We start from the raw sequence: 18,399 nt of genomic DNA on the forward strand, positions 1-18,399 counted from the left end.
GCTTCGAGGGTGCCGAACCGTGCTTTTCGTGGTCAGGTATCTCCGCGGTGGGGGCGAGCCCTAGCGGAACGCGGCCTCGCCCGTGAGCGCCTGACCGAGCACCAGCGTGTGCATCTCGACCGTGCCCTCGTAGGTCAGCACCGACTCGAGGTTGTTGGCGTGCCGGAGCACGGGGTACTCCAGCGAGATCCCGTTGGCGCCCAGGATGGTCCGCGCGGTCCGGCAGATCTCGAGCGCCTCGCGCACGTTGTTGAGCTTGCCGAGGCTGACCTGCTCGGGACGCAGCGTGCCGGCGTCCTTGCGCCGGCCGAGGTGCAGCGCGAGCAGCTGCCCCTTCGCCAGCTCGACGGCCATGTCGGCGAGCTTCTGCTGGGTGAGCTGGTACGCCGCGATCGGCTTGCCGAACTGGGTGCGCTCCCCGGCGTACCGCAGCGCCGTCTCGAAGCTCGACCGCGCGGCGCCCATCGCGCCCCAGACGATGCCGAAGCGGGCTTCGTTGAGGCACGAGAGCGGACCGCGCAGACCAGTCACGTCGGGCAGTACGGCGGAGCCTGGCAGCCGCACCCCGTCGAGCACCAGCTCGCTGGTGACCGAGGCACGCAGCGACATCTTGTGCCGGATCTCGGGGGCGCTGAAGCCGTCGGTGTCGGTGGGGACCACGAAGCCCCGGATGCCGTCATCGGTCTGTGCCCAGACCACGGCGACCTCGGCGACGGACCCGTTGGTGATCCACATCTTGCGACCGTCGAGCACCCAGTCGTCACCGTCACGGCGAGCTCGCGTGGTCATGCCGGCCGGGTCGGAGCCGTGGTCGGGCTCGGTCAGCCCGAAGCAGCCGATCGCGTCGCCGGTGGCCATCCGGGGCAGCCACTCCTGCTTCTGCTCCTCGCTGCCGAAGCGCCAGATCGCGTACATCGCCAGCGATCCCTGCACGGACACCATGCTGCGGACGCCGGAGTCCAGCGCCTCGAGCTCGGTGCAGGCCAGCCCGTAGTCGACCGAGCTCATCCCCGCGCAGCCGTAACCCTCCAGGTGCATCCCGAGCAGGCCCAGCTCCCCGAACCGCTTCGCCAGCCCGCGCGGGTCGTCGAGCCGCCCGTCCTCGAACCACCGCGGCACGTCCGGCGCGATCTCGTCGCACAGCTTGCGCACCGACGCGCGCACGGCCTTCTCGTCGTCGCTCAGCAGGTCGTCGATCCCCACGGGGTCGACCGGCTCGAAGCCCTTGCTCGCCATGGCCCCAGCCTCCCACCTGTTGACCCGCTTGGGGCAGTGGGTCAGGGTGAGCCCGTGCCGAGGTCCCCCGCTCCCGCCATCCTGCTCGTCGCCGCGCTCGGGGCCGCGACGCCGGCCGCCGCGGCCCCCGCCGACACGGTGATCGCCGTCGACGACGCGAAGAACGACGTCCGCACCGTGCGCACCCAGGGCCTGACCGGCAAGCAGCGCGCATCGATCGACCTCCGCACCGTGAAGGTGGCGAGCACCGCCGAGAGCACCACTTTCAAGGTGACGCTCAAGGACGTGCTGCCAGGGGCGACGTTCGACCAGATGGTCTTCATCGACCTGCTCCCGGCCAACGGCTCCGACGAGACCTGGCGGGGCTCGATCGGGTTCTCGGCGCAGCTGCCGAAGCTGGCCTACGCCTATCTCGACGATCCGGTGGCGGAGAAGTCGGCCGCCTGCGATCCGCTGAGGTCCGTGACCCTCGGTGGGCAGGAAGCCATCCGCTTGGCGGTGCCCGCCAAGTGCCTGCCGGAGACGGCCACGCGCATCGTCGTCCGGACGATCAGCGGCCACTTCCGCTCCGACGCCGGAACCTGGACGAAGGACAAGCTCCGGATCCCTGGCGCGCACGTCCTGCGCTGAGCGGACGAGCCGCTACTCCCACTCGATGGTGCCCGGCGGCTTCGAGGTCACGTCGAGGGTGACCCGGTTGACGTCGCGGACCTCGTTGGTGATGCGGGTGGAGATGCGCTCGAGGACGTCGTAGGGCAGGCGCGCCCAGTCGGCGGTCATCGCGTCCTCGGAGGTGACCGGGCGGATCACGACGGGATGGCCGTAGGTGCGGCCGTCGCCCTGGACGCCGACGGAGCGGACGTCGGCGAGGAGCACGACCGGCATCTGCCAGATGTCGCGGTCGAGGCCGGCGCGGGTGAGCTCCTCGCGCGCGATGGCGTCGGCGTCGCGGAGCAGCTCGAGGCGCTCGGCGGTGACCTCGCCGATGATGCGGATGCCGAGGCCGGGCCCGGGGAACGGCTGCCGCCAGACGATCTCCGCGGGAAGACCGAGCTGCTCGCCGACCAGGCGGACCTCGTCCTTGAAGAGGGTGCGCAGCGGCTCGACGAGCTCGAACTCGAGGTCGTCGGGGAGGCCGCCGACGTTGTGGTGGGACTTGATGTTGGAGGTGCCGGCGCCGCCGCCCGACTCGACCACGTCGGGATAGAGCGTGCCCTGCACGAGGAAGGCGACCTTCGCGCCTGCGACGGAGGGGTCGCGCTTCATCGCCTTCTTGAGCACCTCGGCCTCGGCGGCCTCGAAGGTGCGGATGAACTCCCGCCCGATGATCTTGCGCTTCTCCTCGGGATCGGCGACCCCGGCCAGGGCGTCGAGGAACTGCTTCTGTGCGTCCACGACGTGGAGGTCGACGCCGGTCGCGGCGACGAAGTCGCGCTCCACCTGCTCGGCCTCGCCCTTGCGCAGCAGCCCGTGGTCGACGAAGACGCAGGTCAGCCGGTCGCCGATGGCGCGTTGCACGACGGCCGCCGCCACGGCCGAGTCGACGCCGCCCGACAGCCCGCAGATGGCGTGGCCGTGCTCACCGATCTGCTCGCGGATCCGGTCGATCTGCTCGTCGACGATGTTGACCATCGTCCAGGTCTGCCGGCAGCCCGCGATCTTGTGCAGGAAGTGCTCGAGGACGACCTGGCCGTGCTCGGTGTGCAGCACCTCGGGGTGCCACTGGACGCCGGCGAGCCGCCGGTCGAGGTTCTCGAACGCGGCGACCGGCGTGACGAGGGTGGCCGCGAGCACGTCGAAACCCTCGGGGGCGGCGCTCACCGAGTCGCCGTGCGACATCCAGACGGTGTGGTTGTCGGGGATCTCGCCGAGCAGCACGCCCGGGGCGGTGATCTGCACCGACGTACGCCCGTACTCCCGCGCCCCGGTGTGCGCGACGGCGCCGCCGAGCGCCTGCGCCATCAGCTGGAAGCCGTAGCACATGCCGAAGACCGGCACCTTGGCCTCGAAGATGTCGGGGTCGACCGTCGGTGCGCCTTCTTCGTAGACCGACGACGGTCCGCCGCTGAGGATGATCGCCTTAGGCTCGCGCGCCAGCATCTCCGCGACCGGCATCGTGTGCGGCACGATCTCGGAGTAGACGCGGGCCTCGCGGACCCGCCGCGCGATCAGCTGCGCGTACTGCGCACCGAAGTCGACCACCAGGACCAGGTCGTGTTCCGCCACAGGTCGAGTCTATGGCGTCACGTGGTCTCGCCTCCGCTCGGCCACCGGTGGTCGAGCAGCGAGCGGAGCGAGCGATCAGTCGAGACCCCCTCAGCGTCCGGCGCCCCCCAGCAGGGGCGCCGGACGCCAAATCAGGGCCCGGCCGGGGAGGGAGGGTGGCCGAGCCCTGACTGGCCCGAGCCACCAGTGCCCGGGCAGGCCACCGTCGAGGGAGCTGACGGTGGTCTGTCGGCTCAACGACCCCTGTGGGGGCGGGTTACGCCGATGTAGTGAGAAACATTGCGGGGTCTCGTGACGGTCGCTGCGCGACCTCCTCAACCACGGAGGGCCGCGTCAGGAGACGCCGACGATGGGCAGCCGCAGCGCGGCGGGAGCGGCGTCGGGGACCGCAGGGGAGATCGGCGCGACCGGGTCGATGGGCTGGTACGCCGTCCCGAGCGCGGGTCGCGGGTCGGACTCGCCCTTGTTGGGCCAGTACGCCATCGCACGCTCGGCCTGGGCGGTGATCGTGAGGGAGGGGTTCACCCCGAGGTTGGCCGAGATGGCGGAGCCGTCCGCGACGTGCAGGCCGGGGTGGCCGAAGACCCGCTGGTAGGCGTCGACCACGCCGGTCTCGGCGGAGTCGCCGATCGTGCAGCCGCCGATGAAGTGGGCGGTGAGCGGCCGGTTGAACTGCTCGCCGATGTTGCCGCCCGGCGTGCCGCCCATGATCCGCGCCATCCGGCGTACGGCGTCGTTGCCGGCGGGGATCCACGACGGGTTCGGCGCGCCGTGGCCCTGGCGCGACGACATCCGCCACCCCAGCGGCGTCTTCTTCACGAAGGTCGTGATGGAGTTGTCGAGCGACTGCATCACCAGGGCGACGACGGCCCGCTCCGACCAGTGCCGGAGGTCGTAGAGGTCGAGCGCCTTCGCTTTCTGCCGCCACAGCTCGCGCAGCCAGGCGCGCCACCGCGGCCCGGGCCCGTCGCCGTCGGTCAGCACGGTCTGCATCATCACCATCGCGTTGGAGCCCCTGCCGCAGCGCACCGGCTCGATGTGGGTGTGCTCGTCGGGGTGGAACGACGACGTGATGGCCACCCCGGCCGTGTAGTCGGTGGTCGTGTCCGGTGCGATCGCACCGATCAGCGACTCGGAGTTGGTGCGGGTGAGGTAGCCGAGCCGGTCGGACAGCCGGGGCAGGTCGCCCTCGACCTTGAGCCGGTGGAGCAGCTTCTGCGTGCCGAGGGCCGCGGCCGCGAAGACGACCTGCTCGGCGGTGAACGTCTTCGTCGCCGTCCGCCGTGATGCTTTCGCCTTGGTCCACCGGGTGTCGACGCGGTAGCCGCCGCCGTCCAGCGGCCGCACCCGGGTCACCGTGGTCAGCGGGTGCACCTCCGCGCCCCGCTGCTCGGCGAGGTAGAGGTAGTTCTTCACCAGGGTGTTCTTGGCGTTGTGCCGGCAGCCGGTCATGCACTCGCCGCAGTTGCGGCACGGGCTTCGGTCGGGGCCGGCGCCGCCGAAGTAGGGGTCGCTGACAGTGGCCCCCGGCTGCTCCCCCGGGCCGCCGAAGAAGACGCCCACCGGCGTGTGCCGGAAGGTGTGCCCGACACCCATCTCGGTCGCCACCTTCTCCATCACCACGTCGGCGGGCGAGTGGAAGGGGTTCTCGACGACGCCGAGCATCCGCTTGGCCTGGTCGTAGTACGGCGCCAGCTCGGCCTTCCAGTCGGCGATGTGCGACCAGGCCGGGTCGCGGTAGAAGTGCTCGAGCGGCTCGTACAGCGTGTTGGCGTAGACGAGCGAGCCGCCGCCGACGCCTGCGCCGGCCAGGATCATGCAGTCCTTGACCATGTCGATGCGCTGGATGCCGTAGCACCCGACCGCAGGGGCGAACAGCCAGCGTTTCAGGTCCCACGACGTGTCGGCGTAGTCGTCGTCCTCGAACCTGGCGCCCGCCTCGAGCACGCCGACGCGGTAGCCCTTCTCGGTCAGTCGCAGCGCCGTGACCGACCCGCCGAAGCCGGACCCGATGACCAGGACGTCGTAGTCGAAGGTCACGGCCGCCCGAGCTTCTTCAGCAGCCGCAGGTTGGCCGTCATCACCTTGGCGTAGAGCTCGCCGGACATGCCGAGCATCGGGGCGATCCTGATCAGCCGCTGGGTCCCGACCGACTGGGTCTCGGTGAAGCGCAGCACACCCTCGGCTCCCTGCCGCCGGCCCATGCCGGACTGGCGCATGCCGCCCATCGGCGCGGCGATGCTGCCGAAGGTGGCGCTGAACGCCTCGTTGATGTTGACCGTGCCGCACTTGATCCGCCTGGCCAGCGCCCGCGCCCGGTTTCCGTCCTGGCTGTAGATCGCGGCGTTGAGGCCGTACTCGCCGTCGTTGGCCCGTGCGACCGCTTCGCTCTCCTCGTGGAAGCGGTAGAGCGCGATCACGGGTCCGAAGGTCTCGTGGCCGAAGCAGGTCATCTCGGGGGTGACGCCCTCGAGGATCGTCGGCTCGTAGAAGTACGGGCCCAGGTCCGGGCGCGCCCGGCCCCCGGTGCGCACCCGGGCGCCCTTGGCGACCGCGTCGTCGACGTGGGCGGTGACCGCGTCGAGCTGTTGCTGCGAGATCAGCGAGCCCATGTCGACGCCCCAGCCGAGGGACGCGCCGAGCGACATCGCCTCGGTGCGCGCCACGAACCGGTCGACGAACCGGTCGTAGACCTGGTCGGCGACGTACATCCGCTCCATGGAGACGCACAGCTGGCCGGCGTTGGAGAAGCTGCCGCGTACGGCGCCCTCGGCGGCCTTCTCGATGTCGGCGTCGCGCAGCACCAGGATCGGGTTCTTGCCGCCGAGCTCGAGGGAGCATCCGATGAGGCGCTCCGCGCACTGCTGGGCGATGATGCGTCCGGTCGCCGTGGAACCGGTGAAGCAGACGTAGTCGGCGCCGTCGACCAGCGCCGGGCCGAGCTCCGGCCCGGGACCCGCGACGACCTGCCACAGGTCGGCGGGAAGCCCGGCCTCCTCGAGCAGCTGGGCCCCGAACAGCGCCGACAGCATCGTCTGCGCGTCGGGCTTGGCTACCACGGCGTTGCCCGCGAGCAGCGCCGGCAGGCCGTCGCACAACGCCATCGTGAAGGGGTAGTTCCAGGGCGAGATGATCCCGACGACACCCTTGGGGACGTGGTGGGTCTCGACCCGGGTGAGGGCGGGCACGATTCCGGGCACCCGTCGCGTGCCGAGGTGCTGCTCGGCCGTGCGGCCGTAGTAGCGGGCGGTCAGGGCGATGTGCCCCGGCTCGTCGAAGGCGTGCTTGCGGGCCTTGCCCGACTCCCACACGATCAGGTCGAGGATCTCCTCCTGCCGGTCCAGCACCAGGTCGTGGAGGCGCAGCAGCATCGCCGCGCGCTCGGCCAGCGGGGTGCGCGCCCACGACTCCTGGGCGCGGCGGGCCCGGGCGAAGGCCTCCGCCACGTCGGCGGGCGTCGACTGCGGCACGTGCGCGATCGGCTGCCCGTTGAGCGGCGAGAAGACCTCGGCGGTGCGCCCGCTCGACGCGACGATGCGGCGCGTCAGTGCGGCGACGTACTCAGGCTCGAGGGCGTAGGACGCCCGCGGGTCGTGCTCGGGGTCGTGCGGTCCGTCCGTCATCGGGGGGAGAGGCCCGCCTGCCGGGGTCTGCGCGGTCATGTACCCGAGAGTAGCCCCGCGTGGCGTGGGTCCCGAGAAGATGAGGCGCTTGACACAGTGATGTGAGGTGTAAAGGGCATCCTGGTGGCTGCGGAGGTCGCGCTAGCGCCGTCTCGAGACCTCCGGCGCCGCCAGCTCGGGCGCACTCACCCGCGCCTCGTCGGCCTCCTGGTCGGTCAGCTTGAGCTGACTCTGCCGCTCGGCCTCGACCCGGCGCAGGTAGTGGTCGACCTCGTCGGCGGTGCGGGCCTCGTCCCAGCCGAGCTCGGCGGCCATCAGGGCGGCGGCCGGTGCCGCCGACGCGACGCCGCGGTCGAACATCTCGACCGAGATGCGGGTACGCCGGGTGAGCACGTCGTCGAGGTGGCGCGCGCCCTCGTGGGTGACGGCGTACACGACCTCTGCGGCGAGGTAGTCGTCCGCGCCCTCGAGCGGCTGCCCGAGCTCCGGCCGCTGGCCGATCAGCGCGAGCACCTCGTCGACGAGGGAGCCGTAGCGGCCCAACAGGTGGTCGATGCGCGAGATGTGCAGGTCGATCCGCCGGGCGAGCAGGACGCGCTGGTTGGTCCGCGCCTCGAAACCCGGCGCTCCCGCGAGCGGGATCCGGTCGGTGATCGAGGCCCGCAACGCCGAGCCGGCCGACGTCAGCGAGGCGGCCGCGGCGTCGACGGCGTCGCGCGCCATCACGCGGTACGTCGTCAGCTTGCCACCCGCGATCATCACCAGCCCCCGGACCGGCGCCACCACGGTGTGCTCGCGCGAGATCCGCGAGGTGGGCTCCGACTCGCCACGGGCGAGCGGCCGCAGGCCGGCGTACACACCCTCGACGTCGTCGTGGTCGAGCGGCTCGCGGAGCATCGTGTTGACCTGCTGGAGCAGGTAGTCGATGTCGGCCTTGCTGGCCGCGGGATGGGCCTTGTCGAGGTTCCAGGGGGTGTCGGTCGTCCCGATGATCCAGTGCCGCCCCCACGGGATCACGAAGAGCACCGACTTCTCGGTCTTGGTGATGAAGCCGCACTCCGAGCGGATCCGGTCGCGCGGCACCACCAGGTGGATGCCCTTGGAGGCCTGCACGTTCAGCGACCCCCGGCCGCCGACCATCTGCTGGATGTCGTCGGTCCACACACCCGCGGCGTTGACCACCACGCGGGCGCGGATCTCGAGCTCGCGGCCGGACTCCAGGTCGACCGCGCTGACGCCCACCACGCGCTCGCCCTCGCGGAGGAAGCCGACGACCTTGGTGCGCGTGGCGACGTGCGCGCCGTGCTCGGCAGCGGTGCGGGCGATCGTCATGACCAGGCGGGCGTCGTCGACCTGGCAGTCGTAGTAGCGGACGGCGCCGTGCAGCTCGTCGGTGCGCAGGTCGGGGGCGATCCGCGCGACCTGCTTGCGGAACAGGTGCTTGTGCTTGGGCACGCCCATGTCGTACTTGCCGGCCCGGGAGCCGAAGAGGGCCATGGCGTCGTAGAGCAGCAGCCCGGAGCCGACGTAGGGTCGCTCCCAGGCCTTGTGCAGGGGGTAGAGGAACGCCACAGGCCTCACCAGGTGCGGCGCGAGCCGGGTCAGCAGCAGCCCGCGCTCCTCCAGGGCTTCCTTCACCAGCCCGAAGTCGAACATCTCGAGGTAGCGCAGCCCGCCGTGCACCAGCTTGCTGCTGCGGCTGCTCGTGCCGCTCGCGAGGTCGCGCTGCTCGACCAACCCGGTCGACAGGCCACGCGTGACCGCGTCGAGGGCCACACCCGTCCCGACGATGCCGCCGCCGACGACCAGGACGTCCAGCTCGCCGTCGTCACCGCCGGCTTCGAGCGCGCGCAGGGCGGCGTCGCGGGCGTCCGGACTGAGGGCGCTCGACTGTGGCATGCGTCCATTGTGGCGGGCGGGTGGTACGGCACGATGGCCAGATGGTCGGGATGGACGAGGTGGTCGCTCTGTACGACGACTCGGGGCGTCCGGTCGGCGCGGCGCCGCGTTCGCGGATGCGCGCCGAGAACCTCCGGCACGCCGCCACCGGCGTGGTCGTCCGGGACCCCCTGGGCCGCGTCTTCGTGCACCGGCGCACCGACACCAAGGACGTCTATCCGGGTCGTTACGACTTCACCGCCGGTGGGGTGCTGCTCGCCGGCGAGGACCCCGTCGACGCGGCTCGACGTGAGGCCGAGGAGGAGCTGGGCGTCAGCTCCCCCCTGGTGCCGCTGGGTGAGGCCGACTACGCCGACGACCACACGTCGTACCACGCGTTCCTCTTCGAGACGACCTGGGACGGGCCGGTCCGCCTGCAGCCCGAGGAGGTCGCCTCCGGCGAGTGGCTGACCCTGGAGCAGCTCGCCGCCATGCTGGACGACCCCACCGTCCTGATGATGCCGGACGCGAGAGCCCTGCTCGGCCCGTGGCTGCGCGAGCGTCTCGCCGACAGGGTCGAGCCGGAGCAGGGCTGGGACAGCCACACGGTCGTCGTCGAGGGCAGGTGGGTCGACCGGACGCCGCAGCGACCCGACGTCGCACCACGCCTGCGCGCCGAGACGGTGGTGCTGCCACGCCTGGCGCCGCTGCTCCCGGTGGCGGTGCCGGTGCCCGTCGTCGTCGAGACCGAGCCGCTGCGCGTCAGGCACCCGATCGTGCCCGGCGAGCCGTGCGACCCGGAGGCGCTCACCGCCGAGGACGGACGCCTCGTCGGCGAGCTGCTGCAGGCCCTGCACGCGACGCCACCTGAGGTGTACGCCGGGTCCGAGGTGCCCGACGGTCCGGCCGCGTACGCCGACCTGCTCGAGGTGCTCGGCGCCATGCGTGAGCGGGTGCTGCCGATGCTGCCGGCCGACCGGAGGGCCGAGGGCGCCCGGCTCCTCGACGAGGTCGCGGAGCCGCCGACGAGCAGGTGCTTGGTCCACGGAGACCTCGGACCGACGCACGTCCTCGTCCTCGACGGTCGCGTCCACGGGATCATCGACTGGTCCGACATGGTCGTCGGCGACCCCGCCCACGACCTGGCGTGGACTCTCAACGGAACGCCGCCGGAGTTCGCGGACGCCCTCGCCGCGGCGTACGGCGTCACTCCCGAGCTGCGCGCGCGTGGGCTTCTCTGGCAGCGCCTCGGTCCGTGGTTCGAGGTGCTCGGCGGTGTCGACTTCCTCGGGCAGGAGTACGTCGACTCCGGCCTCGAGGGCGTCCTCGCCCGACTCTGAGCAACCGGGAGTCGGGGCTACTCGACGACGACCTCCACCCGCTGGAACTCCTTGAGCTCGGTGTAGCCCGTCGTCGCCAGGGAGCGCTTGAGCGCACCAACGATGTTCATGGTGCCGTCGGCGACGCGGGACGGCCCGAAGAGGATCTGCTCCAGCGTCCCGATCATCTCGAACTCGACCCGCTCGCCGCGCGGCAGGTCGGGGTGGTGCGCCTCGCCGCCCCAGTGGAACCCGCGGCCCGGCGCGTCGGTGGCCCGGGCGAACGGCGAGCCCACCATGACCGCGTCGGCGCCGCACGCGATGGCCTTGGCGATGTCGCCGGAGCGGCCGATCGAGCCGTCCGCGATGACGTGGACGTAGCGGCCGCCCGACTCGTCGAGGTAGTCGCGCCGCGCCGCCGCGACGTCGGCCACCGCGCTCGCCATCGCCACCGCGACGCCCAGCACCTTGTGGGTCGTGTGCGCGGCGCCCCCACCGAAACCGACGAGGACGCCGGCCGCGCCGGTCCGCATCAGGTGCAGCGCCGCCTGGTGGGTGGCGCACCCACCGACGATGACCGGCACGTCGAGCTCGTAGATGAACTCCTTGAGGTTCAGCGGTTCCGCCTGGCTGGACACGTGCTCGGCCGAGACGGTGGTGCCCCGGATGACGAACATGTCGACGCCGGCGTCCACCACGCACTTGGCGAACTCCTTGGTCCGCTGCGGCGACAGCGAGCCGGCGACGGTCACCCCTGCGTCGCGCACCTGCCGCAGCCGGGCGGTGATCAGCTCGGGCTTGATCGGCGCGGCGTAGATCTCCTGCATCCGCCGTGTCGCGTCGGAACCGGTGAGGCCGGCGACCTCCTCGAGCAGGTCGCTCGGGTCGTCGTACCGCGTCCACAGACCCTCGAGGTTGAGCACGCCGAGCCCGCCGAACTGGCCGAGCGCGATCGCGGTCTCGGGTGACATCACCGAGTCCATCGGCGCCGCCAGGATCGGCAGCTCGAAGCGGTAGGCGTCGATCTGCCAGGCGAGGCTGACCTCTTCAGGGTCGCGGGTACGCCGCGACGGCACGATCGCCACGTCGTCGAAGGAGTACGCGCGACGCGCCCGCTTGGCCCGGCCGATCTCGATCTCGGTCACCGGCAAAGGCTAGTGCGTCTTCAGCGACCGCTGTAGTTGGGCGCCTCGACGGTCATCTGGACGTCGTGGGGGTGGCTCTCCTTGAGCGAGGCCGAGGTGATCCGGATGAACCGGCCCTTGTCCTGCAGCTCGGGGATGGTGCGCGCGCCGACGTAGAACATCGACTGGCTCAGGCCGCCGATCAGCTGGTGGGCGACGGCGGCGAGGGGGCCGCGGTAGGCGACCTGGCCCTCGATGCCCTCGGGGACGATCTGGTCGTCGCTGGTGACCTCGGCCTGGAAGTAGCGGTCCTTGGAGTAGGACTTCTTGCCGCGCGAGGACATGGCCGCCATCGAGCCCATGCCGCGGTAGGACTTGAACTGCTTGCCGTTGACGAAGATCAGCTCGCCCGGCGACTCCTCGCAGCCGGCGAGCAGCGAGCCGATCATCACCGTCTCCGCGCCCGCCACGATCGCCTTGGCGATGTCACCCGACTGCTGCAGGCCGCCGTCGGCGATGACCGGCACGCCGGCTGGCTTGCAGGCCAGGGAGGCTTCGTAGACCGCCGTGACCTGGGGTACGCCGCAGCCGGTGACCACGCGCGTCGTGCAGATCGAGCCGGGCCCGAAGCCGACCTTGACCGCGTCGGCGCCCGCGTCGACGAAGGCCTGCGCGCCCGCGCGGGTGGCGACGTTGCCGCCGATCACCTGCACGTGGGCCGTGGCCGGGTCGGACTTCAGCCGGGCGACCATGTCGAGGAGCATCCGCACGTGGCCGTGTGCGGTGTCCGCGACCAGCACGTCGACCCCTGCGTCGATGAGGGTCGTCGCGCGCTGCCAGGCGTCGCCGAAGTAGCCGATCGCCGCGCCGACCATGAGCCGCCCGTGGGCGTCGTTGGAGGCGTGCGGGAACTGCTCGGACTTCACGAAGTCCTTGACGGTGATGAGGCCGCCCAGCCGACCGTCGGGGTCGACCAGCGGCAGCCGCTCGCGCTTGTGCTTGCGCAGCAGCAGCGTCGCCTCCTCGCGGCTGATGCCGACCGGACCGGTGACCAGCGGCATCGGCGTCATCACTTCGTCGACCTTGGTGGTCGCCCACTCCGCGACGGGCGTGAAGCGCAGGTCGCGGTTGGTGATGATGCCCATCAGCCGGTTGTCGGCGTCGACGACGGGGAGACCGGAGACGCGGTACTCCCCGCAGATCCGGTCGAGGTCCTCGAGCGTCGCGTCGGGGCCGATGGTGACGGGGTTGGAGATGATGCCGGTCTGGGTCCGCTTGACCAGGTCGACCTGGTAGGCCTGATCGTCCAGCGACAGGTTGCGGTGCAGCACGCCGAGCCCGCCCTGGCGGGCCATCGCGATCGCCATCCGCGACTCGGTGACGGTGTCCATCGCCGCCGACACCAGCGGCACCTTGAGGCTGATCCCGCGGGTGAGCCGCGTCGTGGTGTCGATCTCCTGGGGCGAGAGGTCCGACTCCCCCGGCAGCAGCAGGACGTCGTCGTACGTCAGACCAAGGGCGGCGAACTTGTCGGGAACCTCCACGCGACGATTCTACGGACTCACGGGGCCGCGGGACGTCGCCAGGAGGTGAGTCGTCCACGACACCAGGCCGGCGACGACCAGCGCGGTCGAGGCCGCGGCCATCACCGTGAGCGACTCGGTGACGATCGGCGCCAGCGCGGAGGCGGCGACGCCGTTGAGGATCAGGGTGAAGAAGGTGAACATCGAGACCGCCGCCCCACGCGTGGCGGGGAACATGTCGAGCAGCAGCAGCTGCAACGTGGGGTACGCCGACGCGGTGCCGACCGCGATGAGGGCCGGCCCGACGACCGCCCAGGGCAGGTCGGCGATGGGCAGGCTGACCAGCACGACGTTGACCACGCCGCCGAACACCGAGAAGAGCAGCGCGCCGGTGACGAGGTGGCGGCCGTCGATCCGGCCGGCCGCCCTGCCGCTGATCTGGGCGCCGACCAGGATGCCGACGATCATCGGCACGAAGAGGATCCAGAAGTCCAGCTCGCCCAGCCCGAGCAGGTCGTTGACGACGATCGGCGCCATCCCGATGTAGAGGAACTGCCCGGCGAAGCTGAGCGCCGCCGCCCACGCCACCCGGTGGAACGCCAGGCTCCTGGTCACCGTCAGCAGGCTCCCGAGCAGGGCGCCGACGCGCAGCGGGATGCGCAGCTCGGGCGGGTGGGTCTCCCCCAGCCAGAACAGGACGACCAGGGCGAGCAGCACGCCGAAGAAGGCCATGAACCAGAACACGACCTGCCACGGCCCGAGCTGGATCAGCAGGCCGCCGAGCACCGGCGCGACCGCGGGGGCGACGCCGAAGATCATCATCACCCGGCTCATCAGCCGCTGGGCCTCCGCGCCCTCGAACTCGTCGCGGATCACGGTGCGGCTGACGATCACCCCGCCACCGGCGCTGAGTCCCTGGAGGACCCGGAAGACCAGGAGCGTCTCCAGGTTGGGCGAGAGCGCGGCCCCGACGGACGCGAGCGCGAAGACCGCGACACCGCCGATCATCACCGGGCGCCGGCCGAGCGCGTCGGACAGCGGTCCGTGGAAGGGACTCATCAGTCCGAAGGCCACGAGGTAGGCGCTGACCACCAGCTGGAGCTGCTCGGTCGTGGCCGGAAGGTCGCGGCCCATCTCCGGGAACGCCGGGAACGGGGTGTCGATGCTGAACGGGCCCAGCATCGACAGGCCGGCCAGGATCACCGGGATCCACAGCGCCGCCCGCCGGGGCGGTCGCGACGGGTCGACACGCAGCAGGCCGGCGCGAGGAGCCTCCCCCCGAGCTGGGGAGGACTCGCTCACGCCGGCCTGTCGGCTGTGCCCTGGGTCAGTGGCCGTGGCCGTGCCCGTGTCCGGCGGCAGCCGCCGGCTGCTCCTCCTCGGGCTTCTCGACGATGAGCGTCTCGGTCGTGAGCAGCATGCCCGCGATCGAGGTGGCGTTGACCAGCGCCGAGCGGGTCACCTTCACCGGGTCGAGGACGCCCTGGGCGACCAGGTCGCCGTACTCGCCGGTCGCGGCGTTGAAGCCGGTGCCGACGCCGCCCTCGCGGACCTTGGCGACGACGACGAAGCCGTTGTCCCCGCCGTTCTCGGCGATCCAGCGCAGCGGTGCGTCGAGCGACTTGCGGACGATGCGCACACCGGTCGCGGAGTCGCCCTCGAGGCCGAGATCACCGTCGAGGACGGCGGCCGCGTGGATGAGCGCGGAGCCGCCACCGGCGACGATGCCCTCCTCGATGGCCGCACGGGTCGCCGAGACGGCGTCCTCGATGCGGTGCTTCTTCTCCTTGAGCTCCACCTCGGTGGCCGCGCCGACCTTGATCACGCACACACCGCCGGCCAGCTTGGCGAGGCGCTCCTGGAGCTTCTCGCGGTCCCAGTCGGAGTCGGTCGACTCGATCTCGGCCTTGATCTGGTTGACCCGGCCCTCGACCTCGGCGGAGTCTCCGCCGCCCTCGACGATGGTGGTGTTGTCCTTGGTCACCACGATGCGGCGGGCGGTGCCGAGCACGTCGAGGCCCACCTGGTCGAGCTTGAGACCGACCTCGGGGGAGACGACCTGGCCGCCGGTGAGTGTCGCGATGTCCTGCATCATCGCCTTGCGGCGGTCACCGAAGGCGGGCGACTTGACCGCGACGGCGTTGAAGGTGCCGCGGATCTTGTTGACCACCAGGGTCGAGAGCGCCTCGCCGTCGACGTCCTCGGCGAGGATGAAGAGCGGCTTGCCGGACTGGATGACCTTCTCGAGGATCGGCAGCAGGTCGCCGACGGCCGAGATCTTGCCCTGGTGGAGCAGGATGTAGGCGTCCTCGAGGACGGCCTCCATGCTCTCGGGGTCGGTCACGAAGTAGGCCGAGATGTAGCCCTTGTCGAACTGCATCCCCTCGGTGAAGTCGAGCTCGGTGCCCATGGTGTTGGACTCCTCGACGGTGATCACGCCGTCCTTGCCGACCTTGTCGAAGGCCTGCGCGAGCAGGTCGCCGATGACCGCGTCGCGGCTCGAGATCGTCGCGACCGAGGCCATGTCCTCACGGGACTCGACCTCGCGAGCGGCCTCACGCAGCGCGTCGGAGACGGCCTCGGCAGCGGCGTCCATGCCGCGCTTGAGACCCATCGGGTTGGCGCCGGCCGCGACGGCGCGCAGGCCCTCGTGGACCATCGCCTGGGCGAGCACGGTGGCCGTGGTGGTGCCGTCACCCGCGACGTCGTTGGTCTTGGTGGCGACCTCCTTGGTGAGCTGCGCACCGAGGTTCTCGAAGGGGTTGTCGAGCTCGATCTCACGCGCGACGGTCACGCCGTCGTTGGTGATCGTGGGGGCGCCCCACTTCTTGTCGAGGACGACGTAGCGGCCCTTGGGGCCGAGCGTCACCTTGACGGCATTGGCGAGGGCGTCGACGCCCCGCTCGAGCGCCCTGCGGGCGGACTCGTCGAACTCCAGGATCTTGGGCACTTGGGTTGCTCCTTAGGAACGCTGAACCGCCCGGACGTCATACGACGCGAGCCGTCTACGGCTCCGTCCGTATGACGTCCGGGCGGATGGGATCAGGAAACTACGGCGAGAACGTCGCGTGCCGAGAGGATGAGGTACTCCTCGCCGGAGTACTTGACCTCGGTGCCGCCGTACTTGCTGTAGATGACCTTGTCGCCCACGGCGACGTCCAGCGGGACGCGGTTGCCGTTGTCGTCGATCCGACCCGGACCGATCGCCAGGACCTCGCCCTCCTGGGGCTTCTCCTTGGCGGTGTCCGGGATGACCAGGCCGGAGGCCGTGGTCTGCTCGGCGTCGAGCGGCTTCACGACGAGGCGGTCCTCGAGGGGCTTGATGTTGACCGACACGAGTCGACCTCCATGTTTCATTGTTCGTTGGACGATGATGGTGAAGGAATCGGAGGCCCCATCAGGGCGGGGCCCCCGGACGTTTGTGCCTGCGGAGTGGCGGACGCCGTCGCGGGGGTCGTACGCCGATCGCAAGCGCTGGCACACTCGGGTCGAGAGTGCCAAGACAGAACTTAGCACTCACCTCCGGGGAGTGCCAGCGCCCCCGGTTGCTCGGGCAGCGTCGAGAACCCTGCGGGAACCACTGCAAGGATGCGCCCGTGGACCTCGAGACATTTCGCTGGCTGCTGACCCCCCAGGGCCAGGGTCTGTTGTCCGAGGCCGGCCGGATCCACGCCGGGCACCCGGGCGACCCGGTCGCGGCCATGGCGGCCCTGCGCAGCGCGGCACCCTCCGCCACGGCTGAGCAGGCCGCGGCGGCGATGACGCAGGAGACGCTGCGTGCGCGGGGCGTGGACAAGTTCGGCGCGGACGCCGTGCGCATGTACTTCACCCCCGACGGCCTCGAGCAGGCGACCCGGCCCCGGGTCGCCGACCACCGCGCCGCTCGCCTGGTCGCCGCCGACGTCGCTTCGGTCGTCGACCTGGGCTGCGGTATCGGCGGCGACCTGGTGGCGCTGGCGCGTGCCGGGCTGACCGCGGTCGGCGTGGACCTCGACCCGGTGCGGGTGGCGATCGCGGAGGCCAACCTCGCCGCGCTCGGCCTGGAAGGAGCGGTGGGCGTCGCCGACGCCACCACGCTCGACCTCTCGCCGTTCGGCGCGGCCTTCGCCGACCCCGCCCGGCGGTCGGGCAGCGGACGCGTCATGGACGCCGAGGGCTGGACCCCGCCATGGCCGTTCGTGGCGCAGCTGCTCGAGCGGCCCGGCGCCCGGGCGGTGGTGAAGGTCGCGCCCGGCATCCCGCACGCGCTGGTCCCCGGGGGCACAGAGGCGGAGTGGGTCAGCGTCGCCGGCGAGGTCAAGGAGGCGGCGCTCTGGAGCCCCGCGCTGGCGACGGTAGGCCGCCGGGCGACCGTCATCGGTCCCGGTGGGCTGGCCACCCTCACCGAGGAGGACGACCCCTACGACGGGCAGCGTCGCCCGGTCCGTGAGCTAGGAGAGTTCCTCTACGAACCCGACGGCGCCGTCATCCGCGCCCGGTTGGTCACGGCGGTGGCCGCCGGGGTGCAGGGCGGCCTCCTCGACGCACACATCGCGTACGTGACGTCGGACATGGGGTTCCGGTCACCCTTCGCGCGTGCGTACCGGGTTGTCGAGGAACTGCCATTCCGGGAGAAGCAGCTGAAGGCCGCCCTGCGGGCGCGCGACATCGGCGTGTTGTCGATCAAGAAGCGCGGAGTCCGGGTAGACCCGGCTTCCCTGCGCAGACGCCTCGCGCTGTCCGGAGCGAGCAGCGCGACCCTGGTCCTGACCCGTCGGGCCGGGTCCGGGATCGCGCTGCTCGTCGAGCCGGTCTAGCTCCCGGTCAGAGGACCGGCGGGCAACCGCAGTCCGGCGGCGTGGCCGGAACCGTGAAGGTGACCTGCTTCTGGCCTGAGGCGTCGCCGTCGCAGTCCTCGAAGTGGTACGTCACCGTCACGTCGAACGACAGGTTCGCCGAGTTGTCGCTCAAGAAGTTCGCCAGGATGGCGAAGTTGGTCGCGTTCGCCGGGACGCTGATCGAGCCCTCGAACGATAGCTCCGGCCCCGTGGTCGTGATGTCGTCGATGAAGACCTCGGTCGCGCACCCCAGGTTGCTGGTGGCCAGGAACTTGAACGCGTAGCCCTTGCGCCAGGTGCCGGGCTCCGGCTCCTTGCAAGAGTTGCCTGGAACCTTGCAGCCACCGCCGTAGACGAGTGTGACGTCGCCCGAGACAGTGCCGGCAAAGGCAGGCGTGGCGGTCGCGACAGCGACCACCGGAACGGACCAGGCCATGCCGCGCGTGACTGTGCGTCGCGAAATGCCCCCGGAATTGCTGGCGCGCACGGGCGCCTCTTGCTTCACCATGTTCTACCCCCCGGTTTCTATGGTTGCGTGGACACCATAAGCCCCAGTAGCACGTCTCTGCCAAACGAGCGGGCAGAATTTAACGAACTGGCCTGGACCAGAGTCGCGGATGTGGCTCGCAACGGTATTCGTAGGAAGCACCCCC

The 18,399-nt window shown here is 71.1% G+C and carries 14 protein-coding genes; 3 read left to right on the forward strand and 11 right to left on the reverse strand.

The genetic code is table 11. The features are described 5' to 3' along the window. Window positions 1-60: 60 nt before the first annotated feature. Complete coding sequence (locus tag ABD295_RS06100; RefSeq protein ID WP_344302780.1) at window positions 61-1,236, reverse strand: acyl-CoA dehydrogenase family protein; 1,176 nt, start codon at window positions 1,234-1,236, stop codon at window positions 61-63. Between the two features lie 54 nt (window positions 1,237-1,290). Here ABD295_RS06100 and ABD295_RS06105 point away from each other — a divergent pair, with 54 nt between their 5' ends. Continuing rightward, the gene (locus tag ABD295_RS06105; protein WP_344302781.1) at window positions 1,291-1,866 is read left to right on the forward strand and encodes a hypothetical protein; all 576 of its coding nucleotides are present in this window, start codon (window positions 1,291-1,293) and stop codon (window positions 1,864-1,866) included. Window positions 1,867-1,878: 12 nt separating this feature from the next. On the opposite strand, the gene guaA is transcribed toward ABD295_RS06105, so the two are convergent. The 4 genes from guaA to ABD295_RS06125 all read right to left on the reverse strand — a co-directional run bounded on the left by guaA (window position 1,879) and on the right by ABD295_RS06125 (window position 8,984). Next, window positions 1,879-3,462, reverse strand: coding sequence for a glutamine-hydrolyzing GMP synthase (gene guaA, locus ABD295_RS06110; protein WP_344302782.1), 1,584 nt, complete (start codon window positions 3,460-3,462; stop codon window positions 1,879-1,881). A 333-nt stretch (window positions 3,463-3,795) separates the two neighbouring features. Continuing rightward, window positions 3,796-5,502, reverse strand: coding sequence for a GMC oxidoreductase (locus tag ABD295_RS06115; protein ID WP_344302783.1), 1,707 nt, complete (start codon window positions 5,500-5,502; stop codon window positions 3,796-3,798). Further along, a complete protein-coding gene (locus ABD295_RS06120) occupies window positions 5,499-7,124 on the reverse strand; it encodes a succinic semialdehyde dehydrogenase (RefSeq protein ID WP_344302784.1) in 1,626 nt (541 codons plus the stop codon). The genes ABD295_RS06115 and ABD295_RS06120 overlap by 4 nt, the downstream gene beginning before the upstream one ends. 102 nt (window positions 7,125-7,226) lie before the next feature. Next, window positions 7,227-8,984: a glycerol-3-phosphate dehydrogenase/oxidase gene (locus ABD295_RS06125; protein WP_344302785.1), complete on the reverse strand. Its 1,758-nt coding sequence runs from the start codon at window positions 8,982-8,984 to the stop codon at window positions 7,227-7,229. A 41-nt stretch (window positions 8,985-9,025) separates the two neighbouring features. On the opposite strand from ABD295_RS06125, the gene ABD295_RS06130 reads away from it, so the two are divergent. Then, entirely contained in the window at window positions 9,026-10,303 is a 1,278-nt protein-coding gene (locus ABD295_RS06130) for a phosphotransferase (protein WP_344302786.1), read from the forward strand. A gap of 17 nt (window positions 10,304-10,320) precedes the next feature. Here the strand turns inward: ABD295_RS06130 and ABD295_RS06135 are convergent, their stop codons facing one another. The 5 genes from ABD295_RS06135 to groES all read right to left on the reverse strand — a co-directional run bounded on the left by ABD295_RS06135 (window position 10,321) and on the right by groES (window position 16,265). After that, complete coding sequence (locus ABD295_RS06135; protein ID WP_344302787.1) at window positions 10,321-11,427, reverse strand: GuaB3 family IMP dehydrogenase-related protein; 1,107 nt, start codon at window positions 11,425-11,427, stop codon at window positions 10,321-10,323. Window positions 11,428-11,447: 20 nt separating this feature from the next. Beyond that, the gene (gene guaB / locus ABD295_RS06140; RefSeq protein WP_344302788.1) at window positions 11,448-12,950 is read right to left on the reverse strand and encodes an IMP dehydrogenase; all 1,503 of its coding nucleotides are present in this window, start codon (window positions 12,948-12,950) and stop codon (window positions 11,448-11,450) included. A gap of 9 nt (window positions 12,951-12,959) precedes the next feature. Then, window positions 12,960-14,231 carry a multidrug effflux MFS transporter gene (locus ABD295_RS06145; RefSeq protein WP_344302789.1) on the reverse strand — a complete coding sequence of 424 codons (1,272 nt, stop codon included), beginning with the start codon at window positions 14,229-14,231 and terminating at the stop codon, window positions 12,960-12,962. A gap of 25 nt (window positions 14,232-14,256) precedes the next feature. Continuing rightward, window positions 14,257-15,879, reverse strand: coding sequence for a chaperonin GroEL (gene groL, locus ABD295_RS06150; protein ID WP_344302790.1), 1,623 nt, complete (start codon window positions 15,877-15,879; stop codon window positions 14,257-14,259). 92 nt (window positions 15,880-15,971) lie between these two features. Next, window positions 15,972-16,265, reverse strand: a complete 294-nt coding sequence (gene groES, locus ABD295_RS06155) for a co-chaperone GroES (RefSeq protein ID WP_205471680.1) — start codon at window positions 16,263-16,265, stop codon at window positions 15,972-15,974. Between the two features lie 260 nt (window positions 16,266-16,525). Between groES and ABD295_RS06160 the strand changes: the two genes are divergently transcribed. Then, window positions 16,526-17,725: a class I SAM-dependent methyltransferase gene (locus ABD295_RS06160; protein ID WP_344302792.1), complete on the forward strand. Its 1,200-nt coding sequence runs from the start codon at window positions 16,526-16,528 to the stop codon at window positions 17,723-17,725. A 7-nt stretch (window positions 17,726-17,732) separates the two neighbouring features. Here the strand turns inward: ABD295_RS06160 and ABD295_RS06165 are convergent, their stop codons facing one another. After that, a complete protein-coding gene (locus tag ABD295_RS06165; protein ID WP_344302793.1) occupies window positions 17,733-18,254 on the reverse strand; it encodes a hypothetical protein in 522 nt (173 codons plus the stop codon). Window positions 18,255-18,399: the final 145 nt, after the last annotated feature.

The organism is Nocardioides bigeumensis, assembly GCF_039531755.1.
GTDB classification, from domain to species: Bacteria; Actinomycetota; Actinomycetes; order Propionibacteriales; family Nocardioidaceae; genus Nocardioides; species Nocardioides bigeumensis.